Genomic DNA, 23395 nt, shown 5'->3' on the forward strand with positions numbered 1-23395 from the left:
GGCTTAGGCAATAGGGAACTAAAGCAAAATAAGCGCACGCACCCTGTTGTCGATAAGTTAAAGCTTTTTTAATCACTTCAAATTGGTTGGGAACTATGTCCAAGGTAAGCAATAAAACAAAAATCGCTACAGCGCTCATTGGCGCACTAGCCTTAGCAGGCAGCAACTTAGTGATGGCCGATCCTCTTTCTGATGTTCAGAAAGCTGACGCTAAAATTCACGCTGAAGCAGCAACGTCTCAGAAGAAAGTTGATAAGTATTTTGACCAGGCTCAGGACATGTTGTTCGAGTACGGTTCAGTTGCTGATGAACGTGAATCACTAAAATCTTATAACGACTACGTAGCAGGTCTGGTTGCAGACCAAGAAGCTACTATGAAATCTATTCAAAATGACATCAACGGCGTTGATTCATTACGTCAAGGCGTAGTGCCATTGATGTTTAAGATGGTTGACGCATTAGAGCAGTTTGTGGCTTTAGATCTTCCATTTAATAAGGAAGTTCGTGTAGAGCGCGTTGAAAACCTCAAGAACCTCCTAAACAGTGCTGAAGTAACGCTTGCTGAAAAGTATCGTCTAATTTTAGATGCATACTCAATCGAGCGTGAATACGGTACAACATTAACTGTAAAAACTGGCAAGCTAGATCTTGATGGCAAGGAAGTGTTAGTAGACTTCTTTAACTTTGGTCGTGTTTCACTGTATGCGATGAGCTTAGACGGTAAAACAGCTTGGATGTATAACGATGAAACTAAAGGTTGGGATCAGTTAGAAGATGGTACGCTTCGTGAGCTAACCAAAGGTATTCGAATTGCACGTAAACAGGGTGCACCGGATCTATTCTCGTTACCAATTCCTGCTGCGGAGGCTGCACAATAATGAAGAAGTTTATCACTACAGCAATCGTTGCTGCGAGCCTGTCTTTAACGGCCGGTATAGCTAGCGCTGCAGATGCGCCTAAAACAATCGACCAATTACTTAATCAAGTAAAAGTTGATCGTGCTAATGCATCTAAGACTAACGTAAAGCGTGAGCAAGAATTTAAAAATGAGCGTGGCGATAAAGCTCAACTACTAAAGCGTGAAAAAAATGCTTTAGCTGCAGAGCGCCAACGCGGTAAAGACTTAAACCAAGCGTTTTTGGATAACGAGCGTAAAATCGGTCAGTTAGAAGAAGACTTAAAAACGGCTCAAGGTGACTTGGGTGAGATGTTTGGTGTTGTTAAAGGTGATGCGGGTGATTTCGCTGGTAAGCTAGCGGGTTCTAATATCTCTGCACAGTACCCTGGTCGTGACGTATTTATTGCAGACCTTGGTGCACGCAAACAACTGCCAAAGATTGACGAGCTAGAGCGTTTCTGGGAAGAGCAGCTGTTTGAAATGGCTGAATCTGGAAAGGTTGTTAAGTTTGAAGGCACTGTTACAGGTATCGACGGTAGCGTGAATGACACGACTATTACTCGAGTTGGTGCATATAACCTTATTGCCGATGGTCAGTATGTTGTTTACAACGCCGATCTTGGCCTAATCCAGGAGCTGTCACAGCAACCTGATGGTTATCAAGTTAAATCTGCTGCCGCTTTCGAAAATACAACGTCAGGTACAGCTAATCTTTATATCGACCCTGTTCGTGGTGTTCTTCTAAACATCTTTACGCAAAAAGCAACGATTGAAGAGCGTATTGAAGCGGGTGGAACTATCGGTTACATCATTATCGCTTTACTTGTTCTTGGTGCAATCATCTCTATCGAGCGTCTAATCACGCTAGGAGTTGTTGGTGCTAAAGTTAAGGCGCAGCGTAAGAACCTAGATAACCCAGGTAACAACCCGCTTGGTCGCGTACTTAAAGCATACCAAGACAACAAAGATGTTGACGTTGAAACACTAGAGCTGAAACTTGACGAAGCAATTCTGAAAGAAACACCAGCGTTAGAAACTCGCATCTCTATCATCAAGGTTCTAGCAGCTATTGCACCTATGATGGGTCTACTAGGTACAGTAACCGGTATGATTGCAACCTTCCAAAGCATCCAGTTATTCGGTACTGGCGATCCTAAGCTAATGGCTGGTGGTATCTCTATGGCACTTATGACGACAGTTCAAGGTCTAGTTGCTGCACTACCGCTAATGCTTATGCATGCAATCGTAGTTGCACGTAGCAAGACAATTGTTCAAGTACTTGAAGAGCAAAGTGCGGGTATCGTTGCTTCACACGCTGAGAAGAGGAAAGCCTAATGTTATTCCTGATGGATATCTGGGATTCCGTCAGGGGCTTCATGGCCTCCGGAGGCGACGTCCTCTGGTTAGTGGCAGCTGTATTGTTTGTTATGTGGGTATTGATGCTTGAACGCTACTGGTATCTAAATTGGATATCACCAAAAGAGCACAAAGCAATCATTGCTGCATGGGAAGCACGAGAGGATTCAACCTCTTGGTATGCACACCGCATCCGTGAAGCTTGGGTATCCCAAGCAAAGCAAGATTTAACGGCACGTATGCTGATTATCAAAACTTTAGTAGCAATCTGTCCAATGATAGGTCTACTAGGTACCGTAACCGGTATGATTTCAGTATTCGATGTGATGGCAGTTCATGGGACGAGTAATGCTCGTATGATGGCAGCTGGTATTTCAATGGCGACCATGCCGACAATGGCGGGAATGGTGGCAGCATTATCGGGAGTATTCTTTAGTACTCGCCTTGATGCAAAAATGAAAATCAGTTTAGCAAAGCTAAAAGACAGCATGCCTCACCACTAGAGAGAGATTGAACATGGCACGTAGAAAGCATTCAAGCGTAGAAGAAGAAGCTGAGATTGATATGACCCCGATGCTCGACATCGTGTTCATCATGCTTATCTTCTTTATTGTAACAACATCGTTTGTAAAGCCATCAGGCCTTGACTATAACAAGCCTGAAGCGTCACAAGCGACGAAGAAGCCTTCAGCTAACATCTTTATCGGTGTGAGCAAAACGGGTGTCATCATGATGGAAAACCGTCAAGTTGATATCGAACGTGTAACTGCAAACGTAGAGCGTATGCTTGCAGAAGCACCAGAGGCTGCAGTATTGATTCAAGCAGACCAAGAAGCTAGACATGGTTTAGTGGTTAAGGTTCTTGATAACGTTAAAGCTGCGGGTATCGATAAGATATCTGTATCGGCGGGGAACGAATAATATGCTGAGAGGAATAGTATCACTGATAATTGGTGCTGCTGTGACTTTTGCTTTGTTTGTCTTCATGGCATTTTTGGTAGGTGGCGGTCCAACCCGCCACGATTCCTCGACAGAAACACCTGTCATAGAAATCACCATGAACAAAGATGATGCATCAGCGCAGAAAAAGCCAAGGGTTAAGCCTAAACCGCCAACACCCCCAGAGCAGCCGCCAAAACCGGATACTACGCCACCAGATAGTTCATCTGACATTGATACAAATATGTCATTTAACATGGGTGGGGTTGATGCCGGTGGTGCAAACACTGGATTTAAACTAGGCAATATGATGACACGAGATGGTGATGCTACACCTATCGTGAGAATCGAGCCTCAGTATCCAATTGCTGCAGCACGTGATGGAAAAGAAGGTTGGGTACAACTTAGCTTTACCATTAATGAGCTAGGTGGTGTTGAAGACGTTAAAGTCATCAAAGCCGAGCCAAAGCGTTTATTTGATAAAGAAGCGCGCCGTGCACTTAAAAAGTGGAAGTACAAGCCAAAGATTGTTGACGGTAAAGCCCTTAAACAACCTGGCATGACGGTCCAACTTGATTTCACTCTAGATAAAGGAGGTAGATAATTATGCGTAAAGTTAATTCGATTGCTGCCGCTTTATTACTTTGTTTAGGTGGAAGTATCGCGCTAGCACCGGTTGCTTATGCTGCCGAGAAGTGCCCGATTGAGAAGCGTAAATCGAAAGCCGTTGGCCAAAGTGCCTCTAAGAAAGTGCAAAAGTCTTTTCAAGCCTATACCGAAGGTAATCTTGATGAAGCTATTGCCATTCTTCTAGAGGCCAATGTTAATAACGATTTTGATAAAGCTTATATCGACCGTATGTTAGGTAACTTCTATGCGGAAAAAGGACAGATGGGTAGGGCGACTAAGCACCTTAAGTCTGCGGTTGAAGCTGATATCTTAGGCGGCACGGATCACGCGCAAACTCTAAGACTCTATGCAGACCTCCTGATTGGAGAGAAGCAGTTCAAAGAGTCTATCCCAATGTATTACAAGTGGATGGAGTTTACCTGTAAAGAAGATGCACAAGTCTATAAGCGTATAGGTATTGCATATTCTGAGCAGAAGCAGTGGGACAAGGTGATTGCGGTTGCAGATAAAGGCTTAACCCTGTCTGATAAGCCTGATAAAGGTTTATATCAGATGAAGCTTACTGCTTACTTTAATAAGAAGCAGTATAAGCAAGCGGTTAATGTGCTTGAAGTCATGGTGCCATTATTTCCAGACGACAAGCGCCTTTGGGTTCAGTTAGCTCAGTTTTATCTAATGACCGAAGACTTCACTAAGTCACTTGCTACATATGACTTAGCTTATAAAAATGGATTTTTGGAGACGGCGGGTAATATTACGCGTTTGACTCAACTGCTTGCACAAAATGGCGCGCCATTTAATGCATCGCAGATCTACGCTAAGCATATGAAGTCTGGGTTAATTAAGGAAGATGAAAAGAGCTTAACGACTCTTGCTGGTTTTTATCATAATGCTAAGGAGCTGAAAAATGCTGCTCAAACTTATGGTAAAGCGGCTGCAATCAATAACGCTGGTAAGCTTTACCTCAGACAAGGCCGTATTTTGTCGCTAGATGGTCAGCATAAAGCTGCTATTACAGCACTTAAGAAAGCGTTGGATGCGGGGGTTAAAAGCCCTGGTGAAGTTCAGTTCGAACTTGCCCTTGCTTACTTAAATCAAAAGCAGTACAAGACAGCATATAAGTATGCCAAGCTTGCTGCTAATGATGAGAAGACTGCGCGTTCAGCTAAGAGCTATATCTCTTACATTAAAGAAAAAGCGCGCGTTCATAACGTCGCTCTTTAATTTAAGCTTCTGTATAAAAGCCCCTTTTTAGGGGCTTTTTTATTTTCAGCTTATCTACTCTTAGAGGTTAATAATGATATGTTTATCAGCCAAGGACTCTTTCATGTGCTTGGTGTGTTTTTCAACAGTGCTAAATAGAGTTTCTAAATAAATATCTTTGTTTGGCTGACATACACAGCCACCCAATTCATACTCAATTTGATTATGGCGCTGCGACTTCAAATTGTGATTAAACTCTGCGATTGCAAGCTCTAATCGCTTAGTCACCACGTTAGCACCAGTAGCATCCACTTCAAAAAGACCTAATGCAAAAGCCTGATTATCAAGTCTAGCGACTAAATCGGTAGCTCGTTGCAGAGCTTGTTGTACTTGCTTCATGAATAATTCTAACAATTGTGGTTGAGAAATAGTTTCATGAATGTGTGGGCATAGATACAATAAGGCAAGACCTTGACGGTCGCGCATATGGCGATGCCATTCGCGATTGAAAACTTCCATAAAATAGGTTTGGTTATAAACACCTGTTTCAGGATCCCTAAAACCAGAGTTACTAAATGAATAGATCATTGAAGACTCCTTATGTACCTCTGGTTTAAGTATAGAAAAGAACAATAAATAAAAAGGAATAAAAAATGAGGAAGGCGGTACTCGCGCTGTCAATTGGCGCAATTTTAGGCTTAACAGGCTGCGGTGAAAGCGAAAGTAAACAGGCACAGCAATCAGAGATTACAGCACAAAAAACAGCAGAGCAGGCTGCTCAAATACAGTCAGCTGAACAAGCTTATCTATTGTTAGTGGATAATTACTTTAATGATTTATTGAAGCTCGAACCTATCTACGCCACATTTGTTGGTGTGAATGACTATAACGAACAATTTGGCGATGGTTTGTCTGATGCCTATTTAACGCAGCGTCACGAGCTCAATACGCGTTATTTAAAAGCCGTTAAGAAAATAGACCGCAGTCAGCTCTCAAACGAGTTGAAGCTTAGTTATGACATGTTTAATTATGATCGTAACGTAGCTTTAGCCGATGAGACATTCCCAAATCACTTTATGCCGATGAACCAGTTTTATAGCACTGTGATTAGCATGGTTCAGCTAGGTAGTGGTGAAAGTGCGCAGCCCTTTAAGACTGTAGAAGACTACCGCAACTGGGAGAAACGACTTCAAGGTTTTATTGAGTGGCTTAAGCTTGCTCAAGTGCGTATGGATGAAGGTATCGAGAGCAAAGTAGTACTGCCACGAGTGCTGGTTGAGCGTATTATTCCGCAATTGAGCGCCCAGGTTGTCGATAACGCGACTGATAGCTTGTTCTATACACCGATCACTTTGATGCCAGAGTCATTTTCAGATGCTGACAAGCAAGCACTGACTCAAGAGTATACAGCGTTAATTGCAGGGCAGCTGTTGCCAGAGCTTACAGCGCTTCGTGATTACTTTCAAAATACTTATATTAAATCATCTCGCGCAACAGACGGTTGGTGGGGGCTACCAAACGGTAAAGTGTGGTATCAACACCTTGCTAACTCTCACACAACAACGACTATGCCTGTCGATGAAATCCATAAGATTGGTTTAGACGAGGTGGCGCGAATTTTATCTGAAATGGATAAAGTGCGTGTTCAAGTTGGCTTCGAAGGTGACTTAACTGAGTTTTTTGCATCATTATCATCAGAGCCGCAGTACTTCTTTACAGAACGCCAAGGTTTGATTGATGGCTATATGGAGCTAAAAGAGCAAATCAATCGTCAGATGCCAGAGTATTTCAACGTCATGCCTAAAGCTGATTATGTGGTTAAGCCAGTGGAGAGCTTTAGAGAGCAATCGGCAGCGGGTGCCTCATACGATGCGCCAGCGGTTGATGGCTCTCGCCCAGGTGTATTTTATATTAATACCTATAACCTTAAGGCGCAGCCTAAGTGGGGCATGACCACTCTATCATTGCATGAGGCGGCGCCTGGGCACCACTTCCAGATTGCTATCAAGCAAGAGTTAACCGGTGTACCTGAATTTCAACGTTTTGGCGGTTATACGGCATTTGAAGAAGGCTGGGCACTTTATGCTGAGTACTTAGGGATTGAGATGGGGCTGTTTAATGACCCGTACCAATACTTTGGTAAGCTTTCAGATGAAATGCTGCGAGCTATGCGTTTAGTGGTTGATACTGGTCTGCACGCTAAAGGCTGGACTCGTGAGCAAGCGATTCAGTATATGAAAGACAATTCGCCAATGGCGGAATCAGATATTATCGCTGAGGTTGAGCGTTATATGGCAATTCCAGGTCAAGCACTAAGTTACAAAGTCGGTCAGTTAAAGATTTTGTCACTGCGTGCACAGGCAGAAAAAGAGCTTGGCGATAAGTTTGATTTAAAAGCTTACCATGACCAAATCCTCACTTCAGGTTCTTTGCCGATGGAAGTTATGGAACTAAAAGTAAACGATTGGATAGCTGCGCAAAAGTAAGTTAATACTGATGCGATAACCCTGTTGGTATGGTCATTATTTGCAAGTCGTTTGGCTATAAATAATGGTATATACTGACAGGGTTTTATTTTGCCTAAATGGCAATGACATTTATTTTATTGGAGTAAACCATGGTACAAGCGACTGCAAGACATCTACTAGTTGATAATGAAGCACAATGTTTAGAACTTAAGCAACAGATCCTTGATGGTGCTGATTTTGGTGATGTAGCGAAAGCAAACTCTTCTTGCCCATCTTCTGCCCAAGGTGGTGACTTAGGCTCATTTGGCCCAGGTATGATGGTAAAAGAGTTTGACGAAGTGGTTTTCAGCGCGCCATTGAACGAAGTTCAAGGGCCTGTAAAGACTCAGTTTGGCTACCACCTTCTAGAAGTAACAAGCAGAGGCTAAATACTGCTTAGCTTGTTTTAGAGGAATTAGCATGCTCGAACTGTATACCGATAGGCTCAGGTTAAGAACGGTTATCTCAAGCGATTGGGATAGTTTTTTATATACTCATTCAAGTGAACAACTAAATGAATATGTTCGTAAACCTCAGGCTGAAGCCGTTATACGAGATAAGTTCGAGCGTGTATTAAAAGCAAATGATTTCGATGTAGGCGAGTGGTTACTCACTATTATCGAAGATGTGCATACACAAGACTTTATTGGTTTCATTGGGCTGCATAATAGTGATGCAGAAATGGGACAAATAGAGGTTGGGTATATGATGCATCCAAGTGCTCATGGGCGAGGTTATGCCAGTGAGAGCTTAAAAGCCATTGTTGATTGGGCATGTCTGTCCTACGGGCCCCACAAGTTTATCGCTTATTGTATAGAGCAAAATATTGCTTCAATCAAGGTACTGGAAAAGTGCGGCTTTAAGCGTGAAGGCCTGTTGCGAGAGAATTGTAAAATCGGTGAGCAATGGTTTGATGATTGCGTTTATGGACTCTTAGCAGCAGAAAGAGTTTAACGACACTCGAAAGCATGCATAGGCATCTCAATAGGGTGCTATAATGCTGACAGTTTTGATTATTTAAGGCGAAATACCGTGAGTTCAGATACTCCAACGTTGACATTAAAGTCAGGCGAAGAATACATAGAATTATACAAAGTGTTGAAAGTTCAAGGAATGTTAAGTGCTGGCGGCGAAGCTAAGCACGTGATTTCTGAAGGACTCGTGACAGTAAATGGCGAAGTTGAAACCCGCAAGCGTAAAAAAGTGATTGCTGGTGAAGTTGTGAGTTTTAACGGCGAAAGCGTTAAAATTATCGCTGAGTAAGTGACAAGAGAGGAATAACATGCAATTTCCAGATGATGATAATGGCAAAATGCTTGAAGCCATGGCTGATGCCGGTATCGACTTATCGGTAGCACTTGATGTCGACTTCTTCTTAGTTTTTGAAGATCAACGTGATGCAGAGTCAGCACTTGAAGAGCTAGGTAAATCTGATCTTGAAGGTGAAATTGAACTACTGCTGAATGATGATTCAGGTAAGTGGGAGCTGATCGTTTGCCTAAACATGGTGCCAACCTATGACACTATTGTAGAGCAAGAGTTGAATCTACATGAATTTGCCCAAGAGTTTGGTGGTATTACCGACGGTTGGGGAGTGATGCAACATCAAGAAGGCGATGACGATTTTGCCGATGACGCACATGAGTGCGGTGATGGTTGTAAACACTAAATCAAGCTGCACAATCAAATTTAAATTAAGCCACTTATATTAGTGGCTTTTTTGTGCCTATCAGATGAAAATGAAGCCAATAGAAAAATAAAATAATTGCCACAGAAGGAGACAAGAATGGCAAGAATGATAAGTTTTGGAACCCCAGTTAACGATGCGGAACGTTGGGCTTTTTCGTTGTTAGCTGATGAGCTCCCTGAAGATTATATCCTACTGACAAATGTTGAGATCCCTGCCAAATCGGGTCAAGCAATGGAAGTTGATGCGCTGGTGATTGGCGAGTGGGGCGTGTATGTGGTCGACGTAAAGGGCTATATCGGCCGTTTAGATGCCGGTTTACATGCATGGTCATTAGATGGCCGAGAAGTGGATAACAGCTTAGCGAAAGCTAACTACGTTGCACGTGTTTTAGCGGGTAACGTCAAGCACAAAATTCCCGTTGGCGTATATGCGCCTTGGTGCCAAGGCATGGTATTTGTCACCGGCCGTAAAGGTGAAGAAATTGAGCTTGAAAAACAGCAGGGCTCGCTCAGTATTTATACCCCTAAGCAAATTGTCGACGCGTTAACCAAGGAGTGGGGGCTAACTGCGCCAAGGAAGCATCAAGTAACCGATACCCAAAAAGAGCTGGTATTGGAAACCATTGGCCAAGTTGCAGTGGTAGAGAAACGTAATAATCAAATTCACGACTTCACTAAACTTAAATGCTTGTTTATACAAAGTGGGCTTGAAGTCTGGCAAGCTGAATATAATCCCGGTGAATGGACTGCCCCCTGGTTACTAAAAGTGCTTATCCCCACCCAATTTACTGACAGCAATCAATCAGAGGCGCATGAAGCACAGCTCAGAAGTGAGTTCTTGCGTCTGCAATCTCTATCTGGATGTTGTGGTGTTCCCTATTGTGCACCACTGATCCAAGACGGTGAGCAGTTAGTGCTTCCTATCCGTATGCCACGTGGTGTGCCACTTAATGTGCTCCAGTCTGAGCAGATGACCACCTATCAATTACTTGAAATACTGCGGCGCAGCGTAACTGGACTGCAACAGATCCATCGCAGAGGCTTTACCGTAGGCGGTTGGACCAGTAATTGTATTTTTGTCTCTGATATGGGGGACGTCGAGTTTATCGACATCAAAGATAATGTTAGCAATAACGAAGACATTAAAGCCTATGCAGAAGGTTTCCTTACGATTGCAGAGCAAACGCAACAACCTCGGATTTATCAATGGTATCGCGAGGCAATAGCTGGCAGCACAACCGACTTAGATGCCCTGCGTAGTGACTTGTCGGCATTGATCGATCATGGGGTATGCGACACTGTTCCTGAGAAAGTTGACATCACTGCTGGTGCGATTATTGATCACCACTTTAAGCTAGAGCAGTTTATTGCGGCTAAAGAAACCAGTCAGTTCTGGCGCGCCACGCATCTGCAAGGCCAATATCAGTGCGGTGTGTCAATCTACAGTAAAGTGCAAGCTAACTGGCCGATGCTGAGCAATATCTATCGCACACTTGCTAAGGTTTATCACCCTCATATTGAAAAAGTATTGGCCTTTGGTCAATTGCCTCAGAGTGACAATCTGTTTATCGCACGTGCGTGGGAATATGGCGTATCTATCGACGAGCTTGAAGAGATCCGTCTTGGGCAACCCTTAATGTGGTTTACTCAGTTGCTAACCGGTCTGCAATACATGCATCAAATGGATATTTATCACGGCGCAATCTGTCCTAAGAACATCATTTGTAATCCAAATAAAGCGATATTGGTTAATTTTGGTATTGGCCTAGATATTGCAGCGAGTCATTATGCATCTCAGTATGCAGACCCAAGGCTGTGGGAAGTTGAAGGCGAAGCTGAGAGAGATCTTTATGGCTTAGTCGCAAGCTTTGTTGATGCCATGGCACCGGAGAGTTTGAAAGGGGATTTAGGCCATGCTGGCATCATTAAAGCACTGGAAGCGTTTGATAGGCAGTGGTTTGGCGAAGCACTGTATGATGTTTGTCATAAAGTGCTTAACTTCGACTTGAGTGTTCATGCCGGTATGAATTACTTAGAGATGTTTGATTTAGCTGAAAATAATGTTACTCAATAGGTTAAGGTTATTATCAAACAGGGTTAGTGCTGCCGGTAAGGGCTAAAAAGCTCGAGTAGCCAGTCGATAAAAGATTGTACTTTTAACGGCAGGTTGCTCGATTTTGGCGTTAATAAGTAATAGCGATAAGGACTGGTGAAATCTGCTTTAAATGGGATCACCAGTTTGCCGCTTTTAAGCTCATCTTCAATAAAAAAGCGTGGAATAAGAGCCACTCCCATACCACTAGCAGCTGCTTGGCTCAGCATATAGAAATGTTCTACACCAAATTTCTTTTCTGTGGTGAGGGTAATACCAACACTTTGTGCCCACAACTGCCATAAACCCGGTCGAGTCGTATGCTGCAGCAGCGTCATATTGTTGATGTCGTTAAGGTTGGTGAGAGTAAGGGCTAACTCTGGTGAGCAGACTAGACACAAATCTTCATCCATCAAGGTTAATACATTGGCCGCTTTGGGCACGGTGGTGCTACTGCGTATGGCTATGTCAAAGTTTGCCTTGTTAAAGTCGACCTCAAAATCTCCGATTGATAAGTCAACATAGAGATGAGGATAGCGTGACTTAAACTCTTCCATTCTTGGGATAAGCCAACTGATAGTCAGGCTAGGTAAAACATTAATCGCTAGGGTTTGGGTTCTAAGAGGTTGAGTCATTAAGTCGCTAGTTGCATTATTAATAGTTTGTAGGGCAGCTTGTGCATTAATAAAGTAGCGTTCACCTTCATCTGTTAATTTAAGACTTCTATGTTGCCTAATAAACAGCGGCATCCCCACAAACTCTTCCAGTAGTTTAACCTGCTTGCTAATAGCACCATGTGTAACAAATAGCTCTTTGCCTGCCAGCGTAAAACTCATTAACCGAGCTGAGGCTTCAAAGGCTCGAAGTGCATTTAAAGGAGGAAGGTGTAGGTACATTAGGTGGGCCTTATTTGTCTTTGGTGTGAGATAAACTCACTTATAATGAACAATAACTCCTTTGTGTTTTAACTGCAAACCACGTCTAATAACACCACTCTAATTATTTGTTATTAAATCATGACTCTAGATCTTACTGTTGAGCTTATTACACTGTTATTTTTTGTGGCTATGTTGGCGGGCTTTATTGACGCTATTGCGGGGGGAGGCGGGCTGTTAACCATACCTGCTTTAATGTGGGCGGGCTTGCCTCCTACAGTTGCATTGGCGACCAACAAACTGCAAGCGTGTGGTGGTAGTTTTTTTGCGAGCTTTTACTTTGTGCGCAAGGGCATGGTGAAGCTCAGTGATATGAAGTTGAGTATCGCGTTTGCATTTGTTGGTGCAGCGTTAGGCACGATTGCAGTTCAGATGATCGATCCCGCATTCTTAGAGGTGTTTTTACCTTTCTTGATGTTAGCCATCGGAGGTTACTTTCTATTTTCGAAAAAAATCAGTGAAGAGGATAAGTTGCAAGTACTCACTCCGGGTGTATTTGCTTTTACTGCAGCCTTAGGTGTCGGTTTTTATGACGGATTTTTTGGCCCAGGAACAGGCAGCTTCTTTGCGCTAGCGTTTGTATCGCTCGCGGGTTATGGGCTGGCAAAAGCCACCGCGCATGCAAAAATTTTAAACTTTTCTACCAACATCGCATCGCTTATTTTCTTCGCCATTGGTGGTAAAGTCTTTTGGATGCTAGGCGGCGTGATGTTAATTGGTCAAGCGATAGGAGCAACACTGGGTTCTCGCTTAGTATTAACAAAAGGCACCAAAATCATTAAGCCACTCGTGGTAGTGATGTCGATAGCGATGAGCGTTAAGCTGTTATCGGCGCAGTATGACTGGTTTGCCTGATTCTAGATGGTTCAGATGGGTCTAGAGAAGGTAGTTATAGACCCGACAACAAGAGACCCTATGGTAATTGTTTTGAGCGGTGTTGCCTAGATAGTATGGTCTAGGTGGTATTGTCTAAGTGGTAAGAGAAGAGAAACTTAAGGAAAAAACGTTTGCTAAGTGTAATGGGGTTTGATTTAAAAAAGCTGGCAGTAAAGGTTGTTATGCCAGCCATACTCAATAGGTGCTCTGTTATGAGGTCTGGTCTGATATTGTTCGCTATAGTCACCTCTGTTTGTTTACCGTTAATTGCAGAGGCAAACCCGCTAGAAATTGCACTTGATGAACGCCCAGATTGGCAGCGGTATTTCAATCAATTTGAAGCTAAAGGCACGATAGTTGTCGTCGATGAACGTCAAGTCAATCCTATGACTCAATCTAACAAGTGGGTTTATGATAAGACAAGGGCCGCTAAACGCTACTCTCCAGCATCGACGTTTAAAATTCCCCACAGCCTGTTTGCACTGGACTCAAAGATCGTCACTGATGAGTTTCAAGTGTTTAAATGGGATGGCGTTAAACGAAGTTTTGCGCCGCATAATCAAGATCAAAACCTGCGATCAGCCATGCGTAATTCGGCGGTGTGGGTTTACGACATCTTTGCTGAGCAGATAGGTGAGCAAAAGGCGCAGCAATATTTATCGCGAATTGGATACGGAAATGCTGACCCGCGCTTTGAGGTAGTAACCGCAGACGGCGGCAGCTATTGGATAGACGGTAAACTGGCAATCTCAGCCACAGAACAAATTGAATTTTTACAGGCTTTATATCGAAATCAATTAGTGTTTGATTTGGCTGAACAGTTAATAGTTAAAGATATTATGATTGTTGAAGCGGGTAGGGATTGGGTTTTACGGGCTAAAACGGGTTGGCAAGGTCAATATGGCTGGTGGGTAGGTTGGGTTGAATGGCCAACTGGTCCAGTGTTTTTTGCGTTGAATATTGATACGCCAAATAGGATAAAGGATCTTTATAAACGAGAGGCCATCACACGGCTGATCTTGCAATCCGTAAAAGCCTTACCAGCAAATTAAAGCATAAAATGCGTGTGAGTCGCTGACTGATTACTCAATTATGGGCTACCACTAACAAGCGATATAATAATGACTCGGCACTGACATTTGCGGCTGGACTATACTCATTGATGTTATTCAAACATAGTTGATTTTTATCAACCATATATTAAAGGAACACACATCATGGATATTACAGCATTATTGATTTTCTTAGCCATTGGCGCGATAGCGGGGTGGTTAGCTGGCAACATTATCAAAGGTGGTGGCTTTGGCTTACTCGGTAATATTGTAATTGGTATTATCGGTGCGATTGTCGGCGGTTATGTATTTGGTTTATTTGGTATTGAAAGCGGTGGCTTTATTGGTGCAATCATTACCGCGACAGTGGGGGCGGTATTATTACTGTTTGTTGTCAGCTTAATTAAAAAAGTTTGATGCCAATGTGTAAACGGTCTGACTGTAGAGACAGGTTTGCTGTTCGTGAGGAGTGAGCCATAGCTCTATTCAGCCAAGTCAGGCAGGTTTTTAACTCAGCCAATAACCCATCGTAAATGTCTGAAGTAAATGCCTAAAAGACTGAGCTGTCATCTTATCAATTCAAATTAAATTTTGTTGTTAAGTTTTGGTTGATAGCTCATTTCTCTTTTAGGTTTTGATTGGTTGTATGATGAATGATTTCATCAAACCGCAATGTTAATCCATGCTTAGCAAGATTAGCTCTTAACATTGGCTCCATCTCATCTCGATACTGTTGGAGTTGAGATGTTGCGTAAATGTCCTGAACGTCTTTCGGCTCTGTTTTTAATAATTCATTTAATTTCGGGCGGACATATTTGGGTAAATTTAGGTATTCAATCTTTATATCGTTTGTGCCAGTTTGTTTGATTTCAAAAAAGAGTTTATCGATCAGTTCAGGTCTCAGAGTCATATGGGGTAATAATGGCCCAACAAATACATAGGTCTTTATCCCTGCATCATTGAGCTTTTTTAATGTTTTTAATCGGGCGCTTGCTGAGGGAGCTTGAACTTCTAAAAAACGGCTTAGTTTATCATCCGTTGTGGTGATCGAAATGCCGACCTCAGCATTCGGAATTTTTCTTAATAGCTCTACATCGTCAAACACCATGGGCGATTTGGTTAATATACTCACTCGACCTTGATAATTCTTATCTGCAAACACTTGTAAAATTCCACGAGTTAACCGGTATTGCTTTTCTACTCTTTGGTAGGGATCGGTAACAGTACTGATTGAAATCCTTGGATGTGGGGATTTTTTTAATAGGCGCAATATTTCCTTTTGCATCAATTCAACGGCATTGGTTTTTACATAGACATAGTTGCCCCAGTTGTTAATCTTTTCCCCAATAAATCGTCCCATAAAGCTGGCAAAACAATACATACAGGCAAATTGGCAGCCAGTGTAAGGGTTTATAACATAATCTGCACTCGGCACTTTAGTGGCACATACGATTGATTTAGCTTGGATCTCTTGAATGTTAATAGCCATGCTACCACCTAGTTACTTACTCCCTAATAAGCGGGGAGGTAAGCTTAGAATTTACCGCTATTACCCCATTGCGCTTTGGGTAAAATCTTTTCCTGGATATCCCAATGCTCGACGATTTTCCCATGTTTGACTCGAAACAGATCAAATACGCACCAATCAGCGTCATTTTTTATTACGTGGCTAAAGGCCACTACAAAGTTTCCCTGTCCGATGATACGGTGGATTTTATGATATGTTTCGCTGACCCCTTGCTCAGCCAATAGTTTTAAATGTTTATCCAATCCGAGTAAATTATCGGCAATATAGGGGTTGTGTTGGTGGAAGTCTTGTTCTGAAATAAACTGGTCGATGGTATCGACTTTGCCATCGATTAAAATCTCCTGACAAAACTGACTGACCAGAGCTTTGTTTGCATCGGTTTTCTGCAAGTCTTCAACTGTCGTGGGGCCATCTATCATACTGCGCCCTGATACGGTATGTTCTGCATATTCTTGTATCACATCCCAATGCTCAATAATCTTGTCATTACTGTCGGTATCAAATAGATCGGCTGTGACCCATTTTGCTTCACCATTGTTGAGGCTTTGGTAAACGTGGCAAAAAACATATTGGCCGTCGACAATAGCGCGAATAACTTGGATATCTCTTACAGGGCAGCGCTTAATAAAAGGCTCAAAGAAGGCAACAAATCCCTCAATGCCATCACCAACCCCTGTGCTGTGTTGAGTATAGCGATCTCCGGTATAAGCTGTGACGGCTTCTCTAGGGTGGCCATCTCTAATCCCCTTAAGGTAAAGGTTTTTGGCGTTTTCTAGTTTCATACTCATAGTTTTATACCCATAGTTTTATACTCATAGTGGTGTACTCCTTAGTGTCGTCAGTCTGCATAAGCTTGAGCTATAAAAGTGGCTTGATGGCCTCGTGCAATTGAATCGTCACCATATCGTAAATCGACGCCGATTTAGCTTGGGAGACAATAGATAGTTCAGTGCACGCAATTACAACGGTGCTGTGAGCTTGATAGCTTGCGATTAAGGTTAATAGCTCATCACTATCTTGCTCATGTTCACAATAGCGATATACACGTTTACGAATAGCATCAATCCTCCGCATTATTTGCTCGCTAGGCACTGTCACAGCAATCCCAGCATCATTAAATTGCTTGAAAAGTTTGCTGGAATTCATACTGTAAAAGGAGCCTATAAGCACGACTTGCCATTGTTTATCCTCTTTTAGCCGCTCAATGGTTGCCGCTATCGGATTAATAATCTCTGGGTACTTCCCATCATCTAATTGGATGTAGTCGACACTCTCGTGCAAGGTAATATTGGGAATAATGACGCGTTGTACATTAATACGCTGCAATCGTTCTAAATAGCGAATTAAGGCAGGTTGTAGTTTGCTATGTTGATCGGGTAAGTAGGGATTAAATTCGTCAAAGTTGGTATTTAACAGCAATAAAGGGCAGGTGCTATCTTTAGAGAAGTGAGCATGATATTGGCGATTTAATTGCTCGAAATAGAACTGGGTTGTTCGACTCCCCAGCCCCAATAACCCCAATTCTTGGAGATTGTTCGCACTTGACTGTTGCTTTGCGATATTCATTTATTGGGTTTAGTACATACGCGAGTTAAAATATAATCGGCAAAGTACTGCTGACTGTCAGTGAACTTGCTTGTAATGACGAAATCGGTCGGAGACAAAATGCGGTCAAAAATCGCATCACTGTATTTACGGGATATTTCGGTATGAATTTTTTCGCCTGTACTGAATTGATAAACCTTTCCTGTGGCCTTAATGCTGACGCTCTGATCGCATAAACTCTTAAGGTAGCTCTTTGCTATTCCTTCTTGCTCAGTGTATTCAGGGCTATGGTCGAATAATTCAAGATTAAAGTCAGCATCGAGTTCGGTATTGATCCGCTGAAGTAGATTGAGATTAAAATCTCGGGTGACTCCTTGTTGGTCATTATAAGCGGGTAGCACAATATCTGCGGACTTAACCATATCTAGGCCAATCAGTAATTTATCACCATCACAGAGGCTTTTACCCAGATTATAGATAAACTCTGTCGCAGTATTGTCAGGCATGTTGCCAAGATTGGAGCCTAAAAGCAGCAATACCTTGGGATGATGGCTATTTTTTAATGACTCTAGAATTGAAAAGTAATCGCCATGTTGTTGTTTAACACAGACATTGGGCAACTCCTTAGCGAGTGAGTGCTCAAGCTTATCTAATGCATTTTTAGAGATATCAATGGGCATATAATCATATTGGTAACCTTCATCAGAAAGCGCTTGCAGCAATTTTCGGGTTTTAGTGCCATCGCCAGCGCCAAGCTCGATAAGTTCAAAGTAGCTCGATTGATTAAGCTTTAGGGCAGCGATAATGCTGTGCACCTGTTCGCTAAAGATCTCCATTTCAGATCTTGTCAGATAGTACTCTTTTAAACTCATAATTTTAACAAACAGCTCATCGCCTTTTTTGTCATAGAAATATTTAGAGGGTAGCTGTTTTTGTGACTGACTTAGGCCGTTATTTACGTCATCAATAAATTGTTTAATCATGATCTTTTACCAAGCGTATTCCTGACAATTGCCACTGCAAATGCGGATGAAAAAAATTGCGGTAAGTGTAACGTTGGTGACTCTTAGCGGTAGCAACAGACGCGCCGCGAAGTACCATTTGGTTTACCATGAATTTGCCGTTGTATTCACCGACAGCGCCAGCACTTATTTGAAATCCTGGATAAGCTTGGTAGGCGGAGGATGTCCACTCCCAGCGTTTGCCCCAATCAAGGTGTTGTGATGCCGCCTCCCACTCAAACTCTGTAGGTAAACGCATCTTCTTCCAGCAGGCAAAAGCATTGGCCTCATAAAAGGAGATATGAGCAAGAATCGCATTGGGGTCGAGTAACTTAAGTCCTGCTAGGGTGTAGTAATGCCATTGGTCGTTGATTTTTTTCCAATAAAGAGGAGCGCTAATCTGTTCTGATTTGAGCCATTCCCAGCCTTCATCTAACCAATAGCTAAACTGAGTATAGCCGCCATCTTCAATAAATGCGATATATTCGCCATTAGTCACCAATGCATTTGCGATTTGAAACTTCGATAGCCAAACCTTGTGCAGCCCTAGTTCATTGTCATAGCAAAAAGATTGTTGCTGATGGCCAATGTCATACATTCCTTCTTTGATTCGAGTCCAGCCATCTCGTTGGTTCTTATCTGTAACGAGGGTAAACTCGGGTGAATACTCCGGATAGAGTGGATTTAATGCCAGCATATATTTTAAATCAGTTATTAATAACTCTTGGTGTTGCTGTTCATGATTGATGCCTAATGTGACAAGATCATAGAGCTCATCTGAGAGGGGGCGGCTCAATAACAGACGCATCTGCTCATCAACATATTGTCGATATAGATAGACTTGTTTAACGGTTGGGCGGGTAAATAAGCCACGCTGTGAACGTATGGCGCGCTCGCCTAGCGTTTGATAATAGCTGTTGAATAGAAAATCAAAATCGGCATTGAATTCGCAGTAATTATCAGCGTAGGCCTTAAGAATTAAGCGCTCAAAAAACCACGTTGTATGGGCTAGGTGCCATTTAGGCGGGCTAGTATATTCAATAGCTTGTGGAACATAATCTTCAATTTCCAATGGGGCACATAGTGTTTCTGTGTAGTGGCGAGTTGATAAATAATGCTTTAATAACATAAGGATATACACTTCCCTTTGATGGCTATAAATCACATGCTTCACATGTTTTATTTAGTCAGTAACATACTTATTCTCAAAAATATTATTCGCACTTTATACCTTAGTGTTCAGCGCTATGTTTGTCAGATTTTAGTCGGAGCTAAATCTTTAACTCACCTTGTTTGTGTTAGTTAGTCGCAGGGCATCCATTGCTATATAAAGCGCAGCTTAGCGTTTTATTAGCCAATGAATGCCCAGCCATAAACGGCTTGATATGAAGTCAATTTGATTATTTAAACCCAAATTTTCCATTATCATTTTTCCATTCAGATTTATCAGGGATCGTCGACATGACTCCCCAATGCTCTACAATTTTGCCATTGTCTAATCGCAACAAATCAAAGTAGGCAGTTGGGTTACCGGCAAAATTGCCTTCACTCACAGCTAAAGTAAAGTTGCCTTCACCTAAGGTAATATGATTAACATCATAGAGCATGTGGATCCCATTCTCGCCCATATGCTGCAGCGCCATAGCGAGCCCTGAAAGGTTATCTGCAATGTCGGGGTGGTGCTGGGTGTAATTATTGGCGTCAACAAAGTTTGGTGCCTGGTCAAATTGTTGTCCCACTAATACGGTGGTGATGAACCCCTTGGCAGTGGCTTTGTTCGCATCAGTCTTATCGAAGTCTGTTATCTTTGTTTCACCATCGATTTGAGTATGGCCGCTCGGATTGGGCTGTGGACTTTTTGCGATTAAATTATCCCAGTGTTCAACAATAAGCCCATCTTCAAATCTAAAGATATCAATGCCAATTTTTTCACCAAAAAAATCGTAGTCGCTATGGGTAAATACGTAATCACCATCTTCAAAGGCGCGCACAACCTTAACTTTAAATCCGCCAGCGGGTGCATTTTTCATGACGGCACCAAATCCAGCTAATCCATCAGCAATATCTAGATTATGTTGGATGTATTTATTCGGATTGATGTAGGCAATTGGCGCGTTACTGCCACTTTGAATACTGTTTAACAGGGCGATGGCCTTTTCTTTGTTCGATAAGGGCATGATGTCTCCTCGGCAATTGGCGGCAGTAAAATTGTCTATTAATTCGCGGCTTGTAAATGATATTAGTCTGTAGGTTTACTGCTTGCTGAGTATTTTATTGTTAATTTTTGCCTGTTGTTTTTTGTTTACGCCCCAACCCCAGCCTAGGCGAGGGTTGATTTTGTAAGCTAATTTAAATGGTGTGTTCACTGTGATGGAATTGTAAGTCTAGTCAGTTGTATAGCTAATCAATGCCAAAAGGCTTACTGCTAGCTTAGCTTTTGTGACTGAGGGAACGATGAATTTTAAGAGCGTCAGAGAGTGCCGGTTGAGCACTCTCTGAGTCTTTTTTGGGGATGGTTTAATACCGTATTTTTAACTAATTACTGCTCAATCTGAGTGTGAAACATATTCCAGCCCATTAAACGGCAGATATGTTTTATCATCAGCTGTCCTTTGACACTGTTTCCGGCAGGATCTAAAGGAGGCGAGAAGCTGGCAAGAGCACCAACATTTGGGATAACAGCAACAAGACCGCCGCCCACGCCACTCTTACCCGGTACTCCCACATCATAAGCCCAGTCACCAGAGCGCTCATACAGCCCCTCCATCATCATATCGGCAAGAATATGCGAGACATTTTTTGAGTGGATAACGGTTTGCTTGCTGCATGGGTTAAACCCACTATTAGCAAGCGTTGCTCCCATTGTTGCAAGCTCAATGCAGTTAATTAACGTTGAGCATTGACGCGTATATACATCACAGGCCTCAAGCGGGTCACTGTACATGTTACCCGCAGCCTTTAATAATAAAGAAATTGCTTGGTTGTGGGTATTTGTTGTCTGCTCAGACTGATTAACCTCATCCGATAATTGCGTCGCACTGTTAGTGAATCGTGACTGGCAGTCTAGAATTTTTTGCCAGCGTTGCTCTTTGTCATCCGCCTTAATTAAACTTACCGTTGCAATCGCTCCAGCATTCACTAGAGGCGTAAGCGGCTTGCCATTATGCATCTCTAGTGCAAGAACAGAGTTGAAAGGTAGTCCTGTTGGATCTGCGCCAATTTTGCTATGGACTGCTTCACTGCCCGATTCTTCTAATGCTAAGGCTAAGGTAATCACTTTTGAGATTGATTCAATCGCAAAGTGATAGTCACTGTCACCAAAGGAGGTGATTTCACCGTTAACAGACACAAAAGCGATTCCGGTTAACTCTGAAGGCACTTGTGCTAAGTACGGAATATAAGACGCATTTTTTCCGCCATGTTTGTCTTTGTACTTGTCGTATGCTTGCTGCATAACATCGGCTAATAAGACCATCATTTATCCTCGAATGTTTATCTTTAACTACTCGAATTCGACTGCTTGCAAACGAGTTAGTTAGGCTGATGTAACGTGTGAGTCACTTTATCGGATGTATTAATCACACCAGGATGCTTATCTTCAATTTCCCAAGTGAAAGGTGCAAAGTCCGTGACTTCAGGATCGCGCCAATGTGGTTTACGTGCTTTATAAATAAACAAGGGGATTGAGACAAAGACGATAGTGAGTATCACCAAAATGGCGACAAAGGTTTCGGGACTTCCGACTGCGATTTGTGATGGTGGAATGAATGAGAACAGGAAAGCGGTTAATGAGCCAATAAAGCCTAAACCTGCAATCAACCACATACCGATACTGCCACCTGGAATCTTATAAGGGCGAGGACGATTAGGCTGGCTGTAGCGTAAGTAAATGGCTGCGGCAAACATCATTAAGTACATGATGAGATAGAGCACAATCGTTAACTGGCTTAAGATTTGGTAAGCCGCTTGCACTGAAGGTAAGACTACAAAAACCGTTGAAATTAATGTAACCAGCAGCGCCTGCGCCATCATGATGTGCGTAGCCATGCCATGCTTATTGGTTTGCTGCCAAAAGCGAGGAAGGTAACCGCCTTTTGCGACCACAAGCAAGGCCGAAGATGGGCCTGCAACCCAGCCAACAACCCCTGCTAATACGCCAAGCGCTAAACAGGCGGCCATCACAGGTGCAGCCCAGCCAATTCCAGCCCAAACAAACATGTCGTGATAGGCCACTAATAAGCTCTGGGTTAAGTTAATCTCTGACTGAGGAATAACAAAAGCAATTGCCAACGTACCTAAGACGAAAACTAACACTGTACCTAATGCCGCAATACCAATGGCAATAGGGTAATTTCGAGGAGCATTATCAACTTCTTTAACGTGGATAGCGTTCATTTCCATACCGGCATAGAAGAGGAAAATACTGGCTGCAAGAACAACGTTATTAAAGTTAGAAAAATCGGGAATAACATCTTTCCAAGCTAATTCGATTTGTGGCGTATTACCTGCAAAAAGATATGAAAAACCTAATACGATAAGGATAATACCTGGAATAACAGTACCGACTAAACCACCCCATTTAGCAAGTTTTGAGAAGGCTTCTGTGCCACGTAGGGCGACAAATGTTGCTAGCCAATAAATGGCAAGCACAATACCAAGAACAAAGAATTTATTTTCGGATAAGGATTGATCCCATGTTTGGTCTGGGCCCATAAACGCAAGAGATACCGAACCAAAAGTTAACGCGGTTGGGAACCAAACTGTTACCTCAATCCAAAGCATGAAAATGGCAATTAGGGCAAGTTTGGGGCCAAATGCCTCACCTACCCAGCGGAATATCCCTCCTTTTTCCGACCAACCTGTTGCTAGCTCGGCAGCGACTAAAGAAACAGGCACTAAAAAAACAATAGCGGCAAAAATATAATAAAATATTGAACTCAACCCATATTCAGCTTCTGCGGGTAACCCTCGTAAACTCACCACAGCAACAATGTTAAGCATCGCTAAGGCAAATATACTGATCCCTTTTTTTTCTGTTTGTTTCATATTTTTCTCTCAAATATGTATTAAATCGTTCTAAGTTGTTTGTTCTCTAGTAGAGCTAACAAACGATACTTAGCCAGTCAGTGATTTAGGTATTTGTT

At 42.6% G+C, this 23395-nt stretch carries 25 protein-coding genes; 15 read left to right on the top strand and 10 right to left on the bottom strand.

Annotated elements, in window-relative coordinates:
• Positions 1–95 precede the first annotated feature (95 nt).
• Genes ACVBIK_RS08875 through ACVBIK_RS08900 form a run of 6 tightly spaced genes read left to right on the top strand, consistent with a single transcriptional unit; the run spans position 96 to position 5047 of the window.
• The gene (locus ACVBIK_RS08875; RefSeq protein WP_447161230.1) at positions 96–878 is read left to right on the top strand and encodes a DUF3450 domain-containing protein; all 783 of its coding nucleotides are present in this window, start codon (positions 96–98) and stop codon (positions 876–878) included.
• Positions 878–2233 (top strand): MotA/TolQ/ExbB proton channel family protein, encoded by a 1356-nt coding sequence (locus ACVBIK_RS08880; protein WP_447161231.1) that lies wholly within the window; start codon positions 878–880, stop codon positions 2231–2233. The genes ACVBIK_RS08875 and ACVBIK_RS08880 overlap by 1 nt, the downstream gene beginning before the upstream one ends.
• The gene (locus ACVBIK_RS08885) at positions 2233–2757 is read left to right on the top strand and encodes a MotA/TolQ/ExbB proton channel family protein (protein ID WP_447161232.1); all 525 of its coding nucleotides are present in this window, start codon (positions 2233–2235) and stop codon (positions 2755–2757) included. The genes ACVBIK_RS08880 and ACVBIK_RS08885 overlap by 1 nt, the downstream gene beginning before the upstream one ends.
• 13 nt (positions 2758–2770) lie before the next feature.
• Positions 2771–3175, top strand: a complete 405-nt coding sequence (locus ACVBIK_RS08890) for an ExbD/TolR family protein (protein ID WP_220759443.1) — start codon at positions 2771–2773, stop codon at positions 3173–3175.
• Between the two features lies 1 nt (position 3176).
• Entirely contained in the window at positions 3177–3797 is a 621-nt protein-coding gene (locus ACVBIK_RS08895; protein WP_447161233.1) for an energy transducer TonB, read from the top strand.
• Positions 3798–3799: 2 nt separating this feature from the next.
• Positions 3800–5047 carry a tetratricopeptide repeat protein gene (locus ACVBIK_RS08900; protein ID WP_447169501.1) on the top strand — a complete coding sequence of 416 codons (1248 nt, stop codon included), beginning with the start codon at positions 3800–3802 and terminating at the stop codon, positions 5045–5047.
• A 60-nt stretch (positions 5048–5107) separates the two neighbouring features.
• Here ACVBIK_RS08900 and ACVBIK_RS08905 read toward each other — a convergent pair whose 3' ends face one another.
• On the bottom strand, positions 5108–5614 hold the full coding sequence (locus tag ACVBIK_RS08905) for a GGDEF domain-containing protein (protein ID WP_447169502.1): 507 nt from the start codon (positions 5612–5614) through the stop codon (positions 5108–5110).
• Between the two features lie 65 nt (positions 5615–5679).
• Here ACVBIK_RS08905 and ACVBIK_RS08910 point away from each other — a divergent pair, with 65 nt between their 5' ends.
• From ACVBIK_RS08910 to ACVBIK_RS08935, 6 genes are all read left to right on the top strand, one after another.
• Positions 5680–7512 carry a DUF885 domain-containing protein gene (locus tag ACVBIK_RS08910; protein WP_447169503.1) on the top strand — a complete coding sequence of 611 codons (1833 nt, stop codon included), beginning with the start codon at positions 5680–5682 and terminating at the stop codon, positions 7510–7512.
• 131 nt (positions 7513–7643) lie between these two features.
• Entirely contained in the window at positions 7644–7922 is a 279-nt protein-coding gene (locus ACVBIK_RS08915) for a peptidylprolyl isomerase (protein WP_447161237.1), read from the top strand.
• A 31-nt stretch (positions 7923–7953) separates the two neighbouring features.
• Positions 7954–8487 carry a GNAT family N-acetyltransferase gene (locus tag ACVBIK_RS08920; protein WP_447161238.1) on the top strand — a complete coding sequence of 178 codons (534 nt, stop codon included), beginning with the start codon at positions 7954–7956 and terminating at the stop codon, positions 8485–8487.
• A 78-nt stretch (positions 8488–8565) separates the two neighbouring features.
• Positions 8566–8796 (top strand): RNA-binding S4 domain-containing protein, encoded by a 231-nt coding sequence (locus ACVBIK_RS08925; protein ID WP_447161239.1) that lies wholly within the window; start codon positions 8566–8568, stop codon positions 8794–8796.
• 19 nt (positions 8797–8815) lie between these two features.
• A complete protein-coding gene (locus tag ACVBIK_RS08930) occupies positions 8816–9202 on the top strand; it encodes a ribonuclease E inhibitor RraB (RefSeq protein WP_447161240.1) in 387 nt (128 codons plus the stop codon).
• 117 nt (positions 9203–9319) lie between these two features.
• Entirely contained in the window at positions 9320–11296 is a 1977-nt protein-coding gene (locus tag ACVBIK_RS08935) for an NERD domain-containing protein kinase family protein (RefSeq protein ID WP_447164106.1), read from the top strand.
• Positions 11297–11319: 23 nt separating this feature from the next.
• Here ACVBIK_RS08935 and gcvA read toward each other — a convergent pair whose 3' ends face one another.
• The gene (gene gcvA, locus ACVBIK_RS08940; protein WP_447164105.1) at positions 11320–12210 is read right to left on the bottom strand and encodes a transcriptional regulator GcvA; all 891 of its coding nucleotides are present in this window, start codon (positions 12208–12210) and stop codon (positions 11320–11322) included.
• Positions 12211–12330: 120 nt separating this feature from the next.
• Between gcvA and ACVBIK_RS08945 the strand changes: the two genes are divergently transcribed.
• The 3 genes from ACVBIK_RS08945 (at position 12331) to ACVBIK_RS08955 (ending at position 14594) form a co-directional block, all read left to right on the top strand.
• The gene (locus ACVBIK_RS08945; RefSeq protein WP_447164104.1) at positions 12331–13104 is read left to right on the top strand and encodes a TSUP family transporter; all 774 of its coding nucleotides are present in this window, start codon (positions 12331–12333) and stop codon (positions 13102–13104) included.
• A 203-nt stretch (positions 13105–13307) separates the two neighbouring features.
• Positions 13308–14177: a class D beta-lactamase gene (gene blaOXA / locus ACVBIK_RS08950; protein WP_447169525.1), complete on the top strand. Its 870-nt coding sequence runs from the start codon at positions 13308–13310 to the stop codon at positions 14175–14177.
• Positions 14178–14342: 165 nt separating this feature from the next.
• On the top strand, positions 14343–14594 hold the full coding sequence (locus ACVBIK_RS08955) for a GlsB/YeaQ/YmgE family stress response membrane protein (RefSeq protein WP_447161244.1): 252 nt from the start codon (positions 14343–14345) through the stop codon (positions 14592–14594).
• Positions 14595–14793: 199 nt separating this feature from the next.
• On the opposite strand, the gene ACVBIK_RS08960 is transcribed toward ACVBIK_RS08955, so the two are convergent.
• The 8 genes from ACVBIK_RS08960 to gadC all read right to left on the bottom strand — a co-directional run bounded on the left by ACVBIK_RS08960 (position 14794) and on the right by gadC (position 23297).
• Positions 14794–15666, bottom strand: coding sequence for a spore photoproduct lyase family protein (locus ACVBIK_RS08960; RefSeq protein ID WP_447164103.1), 873 nt, complete (start codon positions 15664–15666; stop codon positions 14794–14796).
• 44 nt (positions 15667–15710) lie between these two features.
• The gene (locus ACVBIK_RS08965; RefSeq protein WP_447161246.1) at positions 15711–16493 is read right to left on the bottom strand and encodes a nuclear transport factor 2 family protein; all 783 of its coding nucleotides are present in this window, start codon (positions 16491–16493) and stop codon (positions 15711–15713) included.
• A 70-nt stretch (positions 16494–16563) separates the two neighbouring features.
• On the bottom strand, positions 16564–17271 hold the full coding sequence (locus ACVBIK_RS08970; RefSeq protein ID WP_447164102.1) for an aspartate/glutamate racemase family protein: 708 nt from the start codon (positions 17269–17271) through the stop codon (positions 16564–16566).
• Positions 17268–18233 carry an L-histidine N(alpha)-methyltransferase gene (locus ACVBIK_RS08975; RefSeq protein WP_447169504.1) on the bottom strand — a complete coding sequence of 322 codons (966 nt, stop codon included), beginning with the start codon at positions 18231–18233 and terminating at the stop codon, positions 17268–17270. The genes ACVBIK_RS08970 and ACVBIK_RS08975 overlap by 4 nt, the downstream gene beginning before the upstream one ends.
• Positions 18226–19380 carry an ergothioneine biosynthesis protein EgtB gene (gene egtB / locus ACVBIK_RS08980; RefSeq protein WP_447169505.1) on the bottom strand — a complete coding sequence of 385 codons (1155 nt, stop codon included), beginning with the start codon at positions 19378–19380 and terminating at the stop codon, positions 18226–18228. Before egtB ends, ACVBIK_RS08975 begins: the two co-directional genes overlap by 8 nt.
• A 271-nt stretch (positions 19381–19651) precedes the next feature.
• Complete coding sequence (locus ACVBIK_RS08985; protein ID WP_447169506.1) at positions 19652–20428, bottom strand: nuclear transport factor 2 family protein; 777 nt, start codon at positions 20426–20428, stop codon at positions 19652–19654.
• A gap of 362 nt (positions 20429–20790) precedes the next feature.
• Complete coding sequence (gene glsA / locus ACVBIK_RS08990; protein WP_447169507.1) at positions 20791–21729, bottom strand: glutaminase A; 939 nt, start codon at positions 21727–21729, stop codon at positions 20791–20793.
• Between the two features lie 53 nt (positions 21730–21782).
• Entirely contained in the window at positions 21783–23297 is a 1515-nt protein-coding gene (gene gadC, locus ACVBIK_RS08995; protein WP_447164099.1) for a putative glutamine/gamma-aminobutyrate antiporter GadC, read from the bottom strand.
• Between the last annotated feature and the right edge of the window lie 98 nt (positions 23298–23395).

The organism is Shewanella sp. 125m-1, assembly GCF_052977065.1.

What these genes read in the sequence shown, in the direction of transcription:
- ACVBIK_RS08915 (WP_447161237.1), top strand. Translation starts at nt 7,644, where the DNA reads ATGGTACAAGCGACTGCAAGACATCTACTAGTTGATAATGAAGCACAA.
- ACVBIK_RS08935 (WP_447164106.1), top strand. Translation starts at nt 9,320, where the DNA reads ATGGCAAGAATGATAAGTTTTGGAACCCCAGTTAACGATGCGGAACGT.
- ACVBIK_RS08955 (WP_447161244.1), top strand. Translation starts at nt 14,343, where the DNA reads ATGGATATTACAGCATTATTGATTTTCTTAGCCATTGGCGCGATAGCG.
- egtB (WP_447169505.1), bottom strand. Translation starts at nt 19,380, where the DNA reads ATGTTATTAAAGCATTATTTATCAACTCGCCACTACACAGAAACACTA.
- ACVBIK_RS08975 (WP_447169504.1), bottom strand. Translation starts at nt 18,233, where the DNA reads ATGATTAAACAATTTATTGATGACGTAAATAACGGCCTAAGTCAGTCA.
- ACVBIK_RS08960 (WP_447164103.1), bottom strand. Translation starts at nt 15,666, where the DNA reads ATGGCTATTAACATTCAAGAGATCCAAGCTAAATCAATCGTATGTGCC.
- ACVBIK_RS08885 (WP_447161232.1), top strand. Translation starts at nt 2,233, where the DNA reads ATGTTATTCCTGATGGATATCTGGGATTCCGTCAGGGGCTTCATGGCC.
- ACVBIK_RS08880 (WP_447161231.1), top strand. Translation starts at nt 878, where the DNA reads ATGAAGAAGTTTATCACTACAGCAATCGTTGCTGCGAGCCTGTCTTTA.
- ACVBIK_RS08905 (WP_447169502.1), bottom strand. Translation starts at nt 5,614, where the DNA reads ATGATCTATTCATTTAGTAACTCTGGTTTTAGGGATCCTGAAACAGGT.
- ACVBIK_RS08965 (WP_447161246.1), bottom strand. Translation starts at nt 16,493, where the DNA reads ATGAGTATGAAACTAGAAAACGCCAAAAACCTTTACCTTAAGGGGATT.
- blaOXA (WP_447169525.1), top strand. Translation starts at nt 13,308, where the DNA reads ATGCCAGCCATACTCAATAGGTGCTCTGTTATGAGGTCTGGTCTGATA.
- ACVBIK_RS08930 (WP_447161240.1), top strand. Translation starts at nt 8,816, where the DNA reads ATGCAATTTCCAGATGATGATAATGGCAAAATGCTTGAAGCCATGGCT.
- ACVBIK_RS08890 (WP_220759443.1), top strand. Translation starts at nt 2,771, where the DNA reads ATGGCACGTAGAAAGCATTCAAGCGTAGAAGAAGAAGCTGAGATTGAT.
- ACVBIK_RS08970 (WP_447164102.1), bottom strand. Translation starts at nt 17,271, where the DNA reads ATGAATATCGCAAAGCAACAGTCAAGTGCGAACAATCTCCAAGAATTG.
- glsA (WP_447169507.1), bottom strand. Translation starts at nt 21,729, where the DNA reads ATGATGGTCTTATTAGCCGATGTTATGCAGCAAGCATACGACAAGTAC.
- ACVBIK_RS08920 (WP_447161238.1), top strand. Translation starts at nt 7,954, where the DNA reads ATGCTCGAACTGTATACCGATAGGCTCAGGTTAAGAACGGTTATCTCA.
- gcvA (WP_447164105.1), bottom strand. Translation starts at nt 12,210, where the DNA reads ATGTACCTACACCTTCCTCCTTTAAATGCACTTCGAGCCTTTGAAGCC.
- ACVBIK_RS08910 (WP_447169503.1), top strand. Translation starts at nt 5,680, where the DNA reads ATGAGGAAGGCGGTACTCGCGCTGTCAATTGGCGCAATTTTAGGCTTA.
- ACVBIK_RS08945 (WP_447164104.1), top strand. Translation starts at nt 12,331, where the DNA reads ATGACTCTAGATCTTACTGTTGAGCTTATTACACTGTTATTTTTTGTG.
- ACVBIK_RS08875 (WP_447161230.1), top strand. Translation starts at nt 96, where the DNA reads ATGTCCAAGGTAAGCAATAAAACAAAAATCGCTACAGCGCTCATTGGC.
- ACVBIK_RS08895 (WP_447161233.1), top strand. Translation starts at nt 3,177, where the DNA reads ATGCTGAGAGGAATAGTATCACTGATAATTGGTGCTGCTGTGACTTTT.
- gadC (WP_447164099.1), bottom strand. Translation starts at nt 23,297, where the DNA reads ATGAAACAAACAGAAAAAAAAGGGATCAGTATATTTGCCTTAGCGATG.
- ACVBIK_RS08985 (WP_447169506.1), bottom strand. Translation starts at nt 20,428, where the DNA reads ATGCCCTTATCGAACAAAGAAAAGGCCATCGCCCTGTTAAACAGTATT.
- ACVBIK_RS08900 (WP_447169501.1), top strand. Translation starts at nt 3,800, where the DNA reads ATGCGTAAAGTTAATTCGATTGCTGCCGCTTTATTACTTTGTTTAGGT.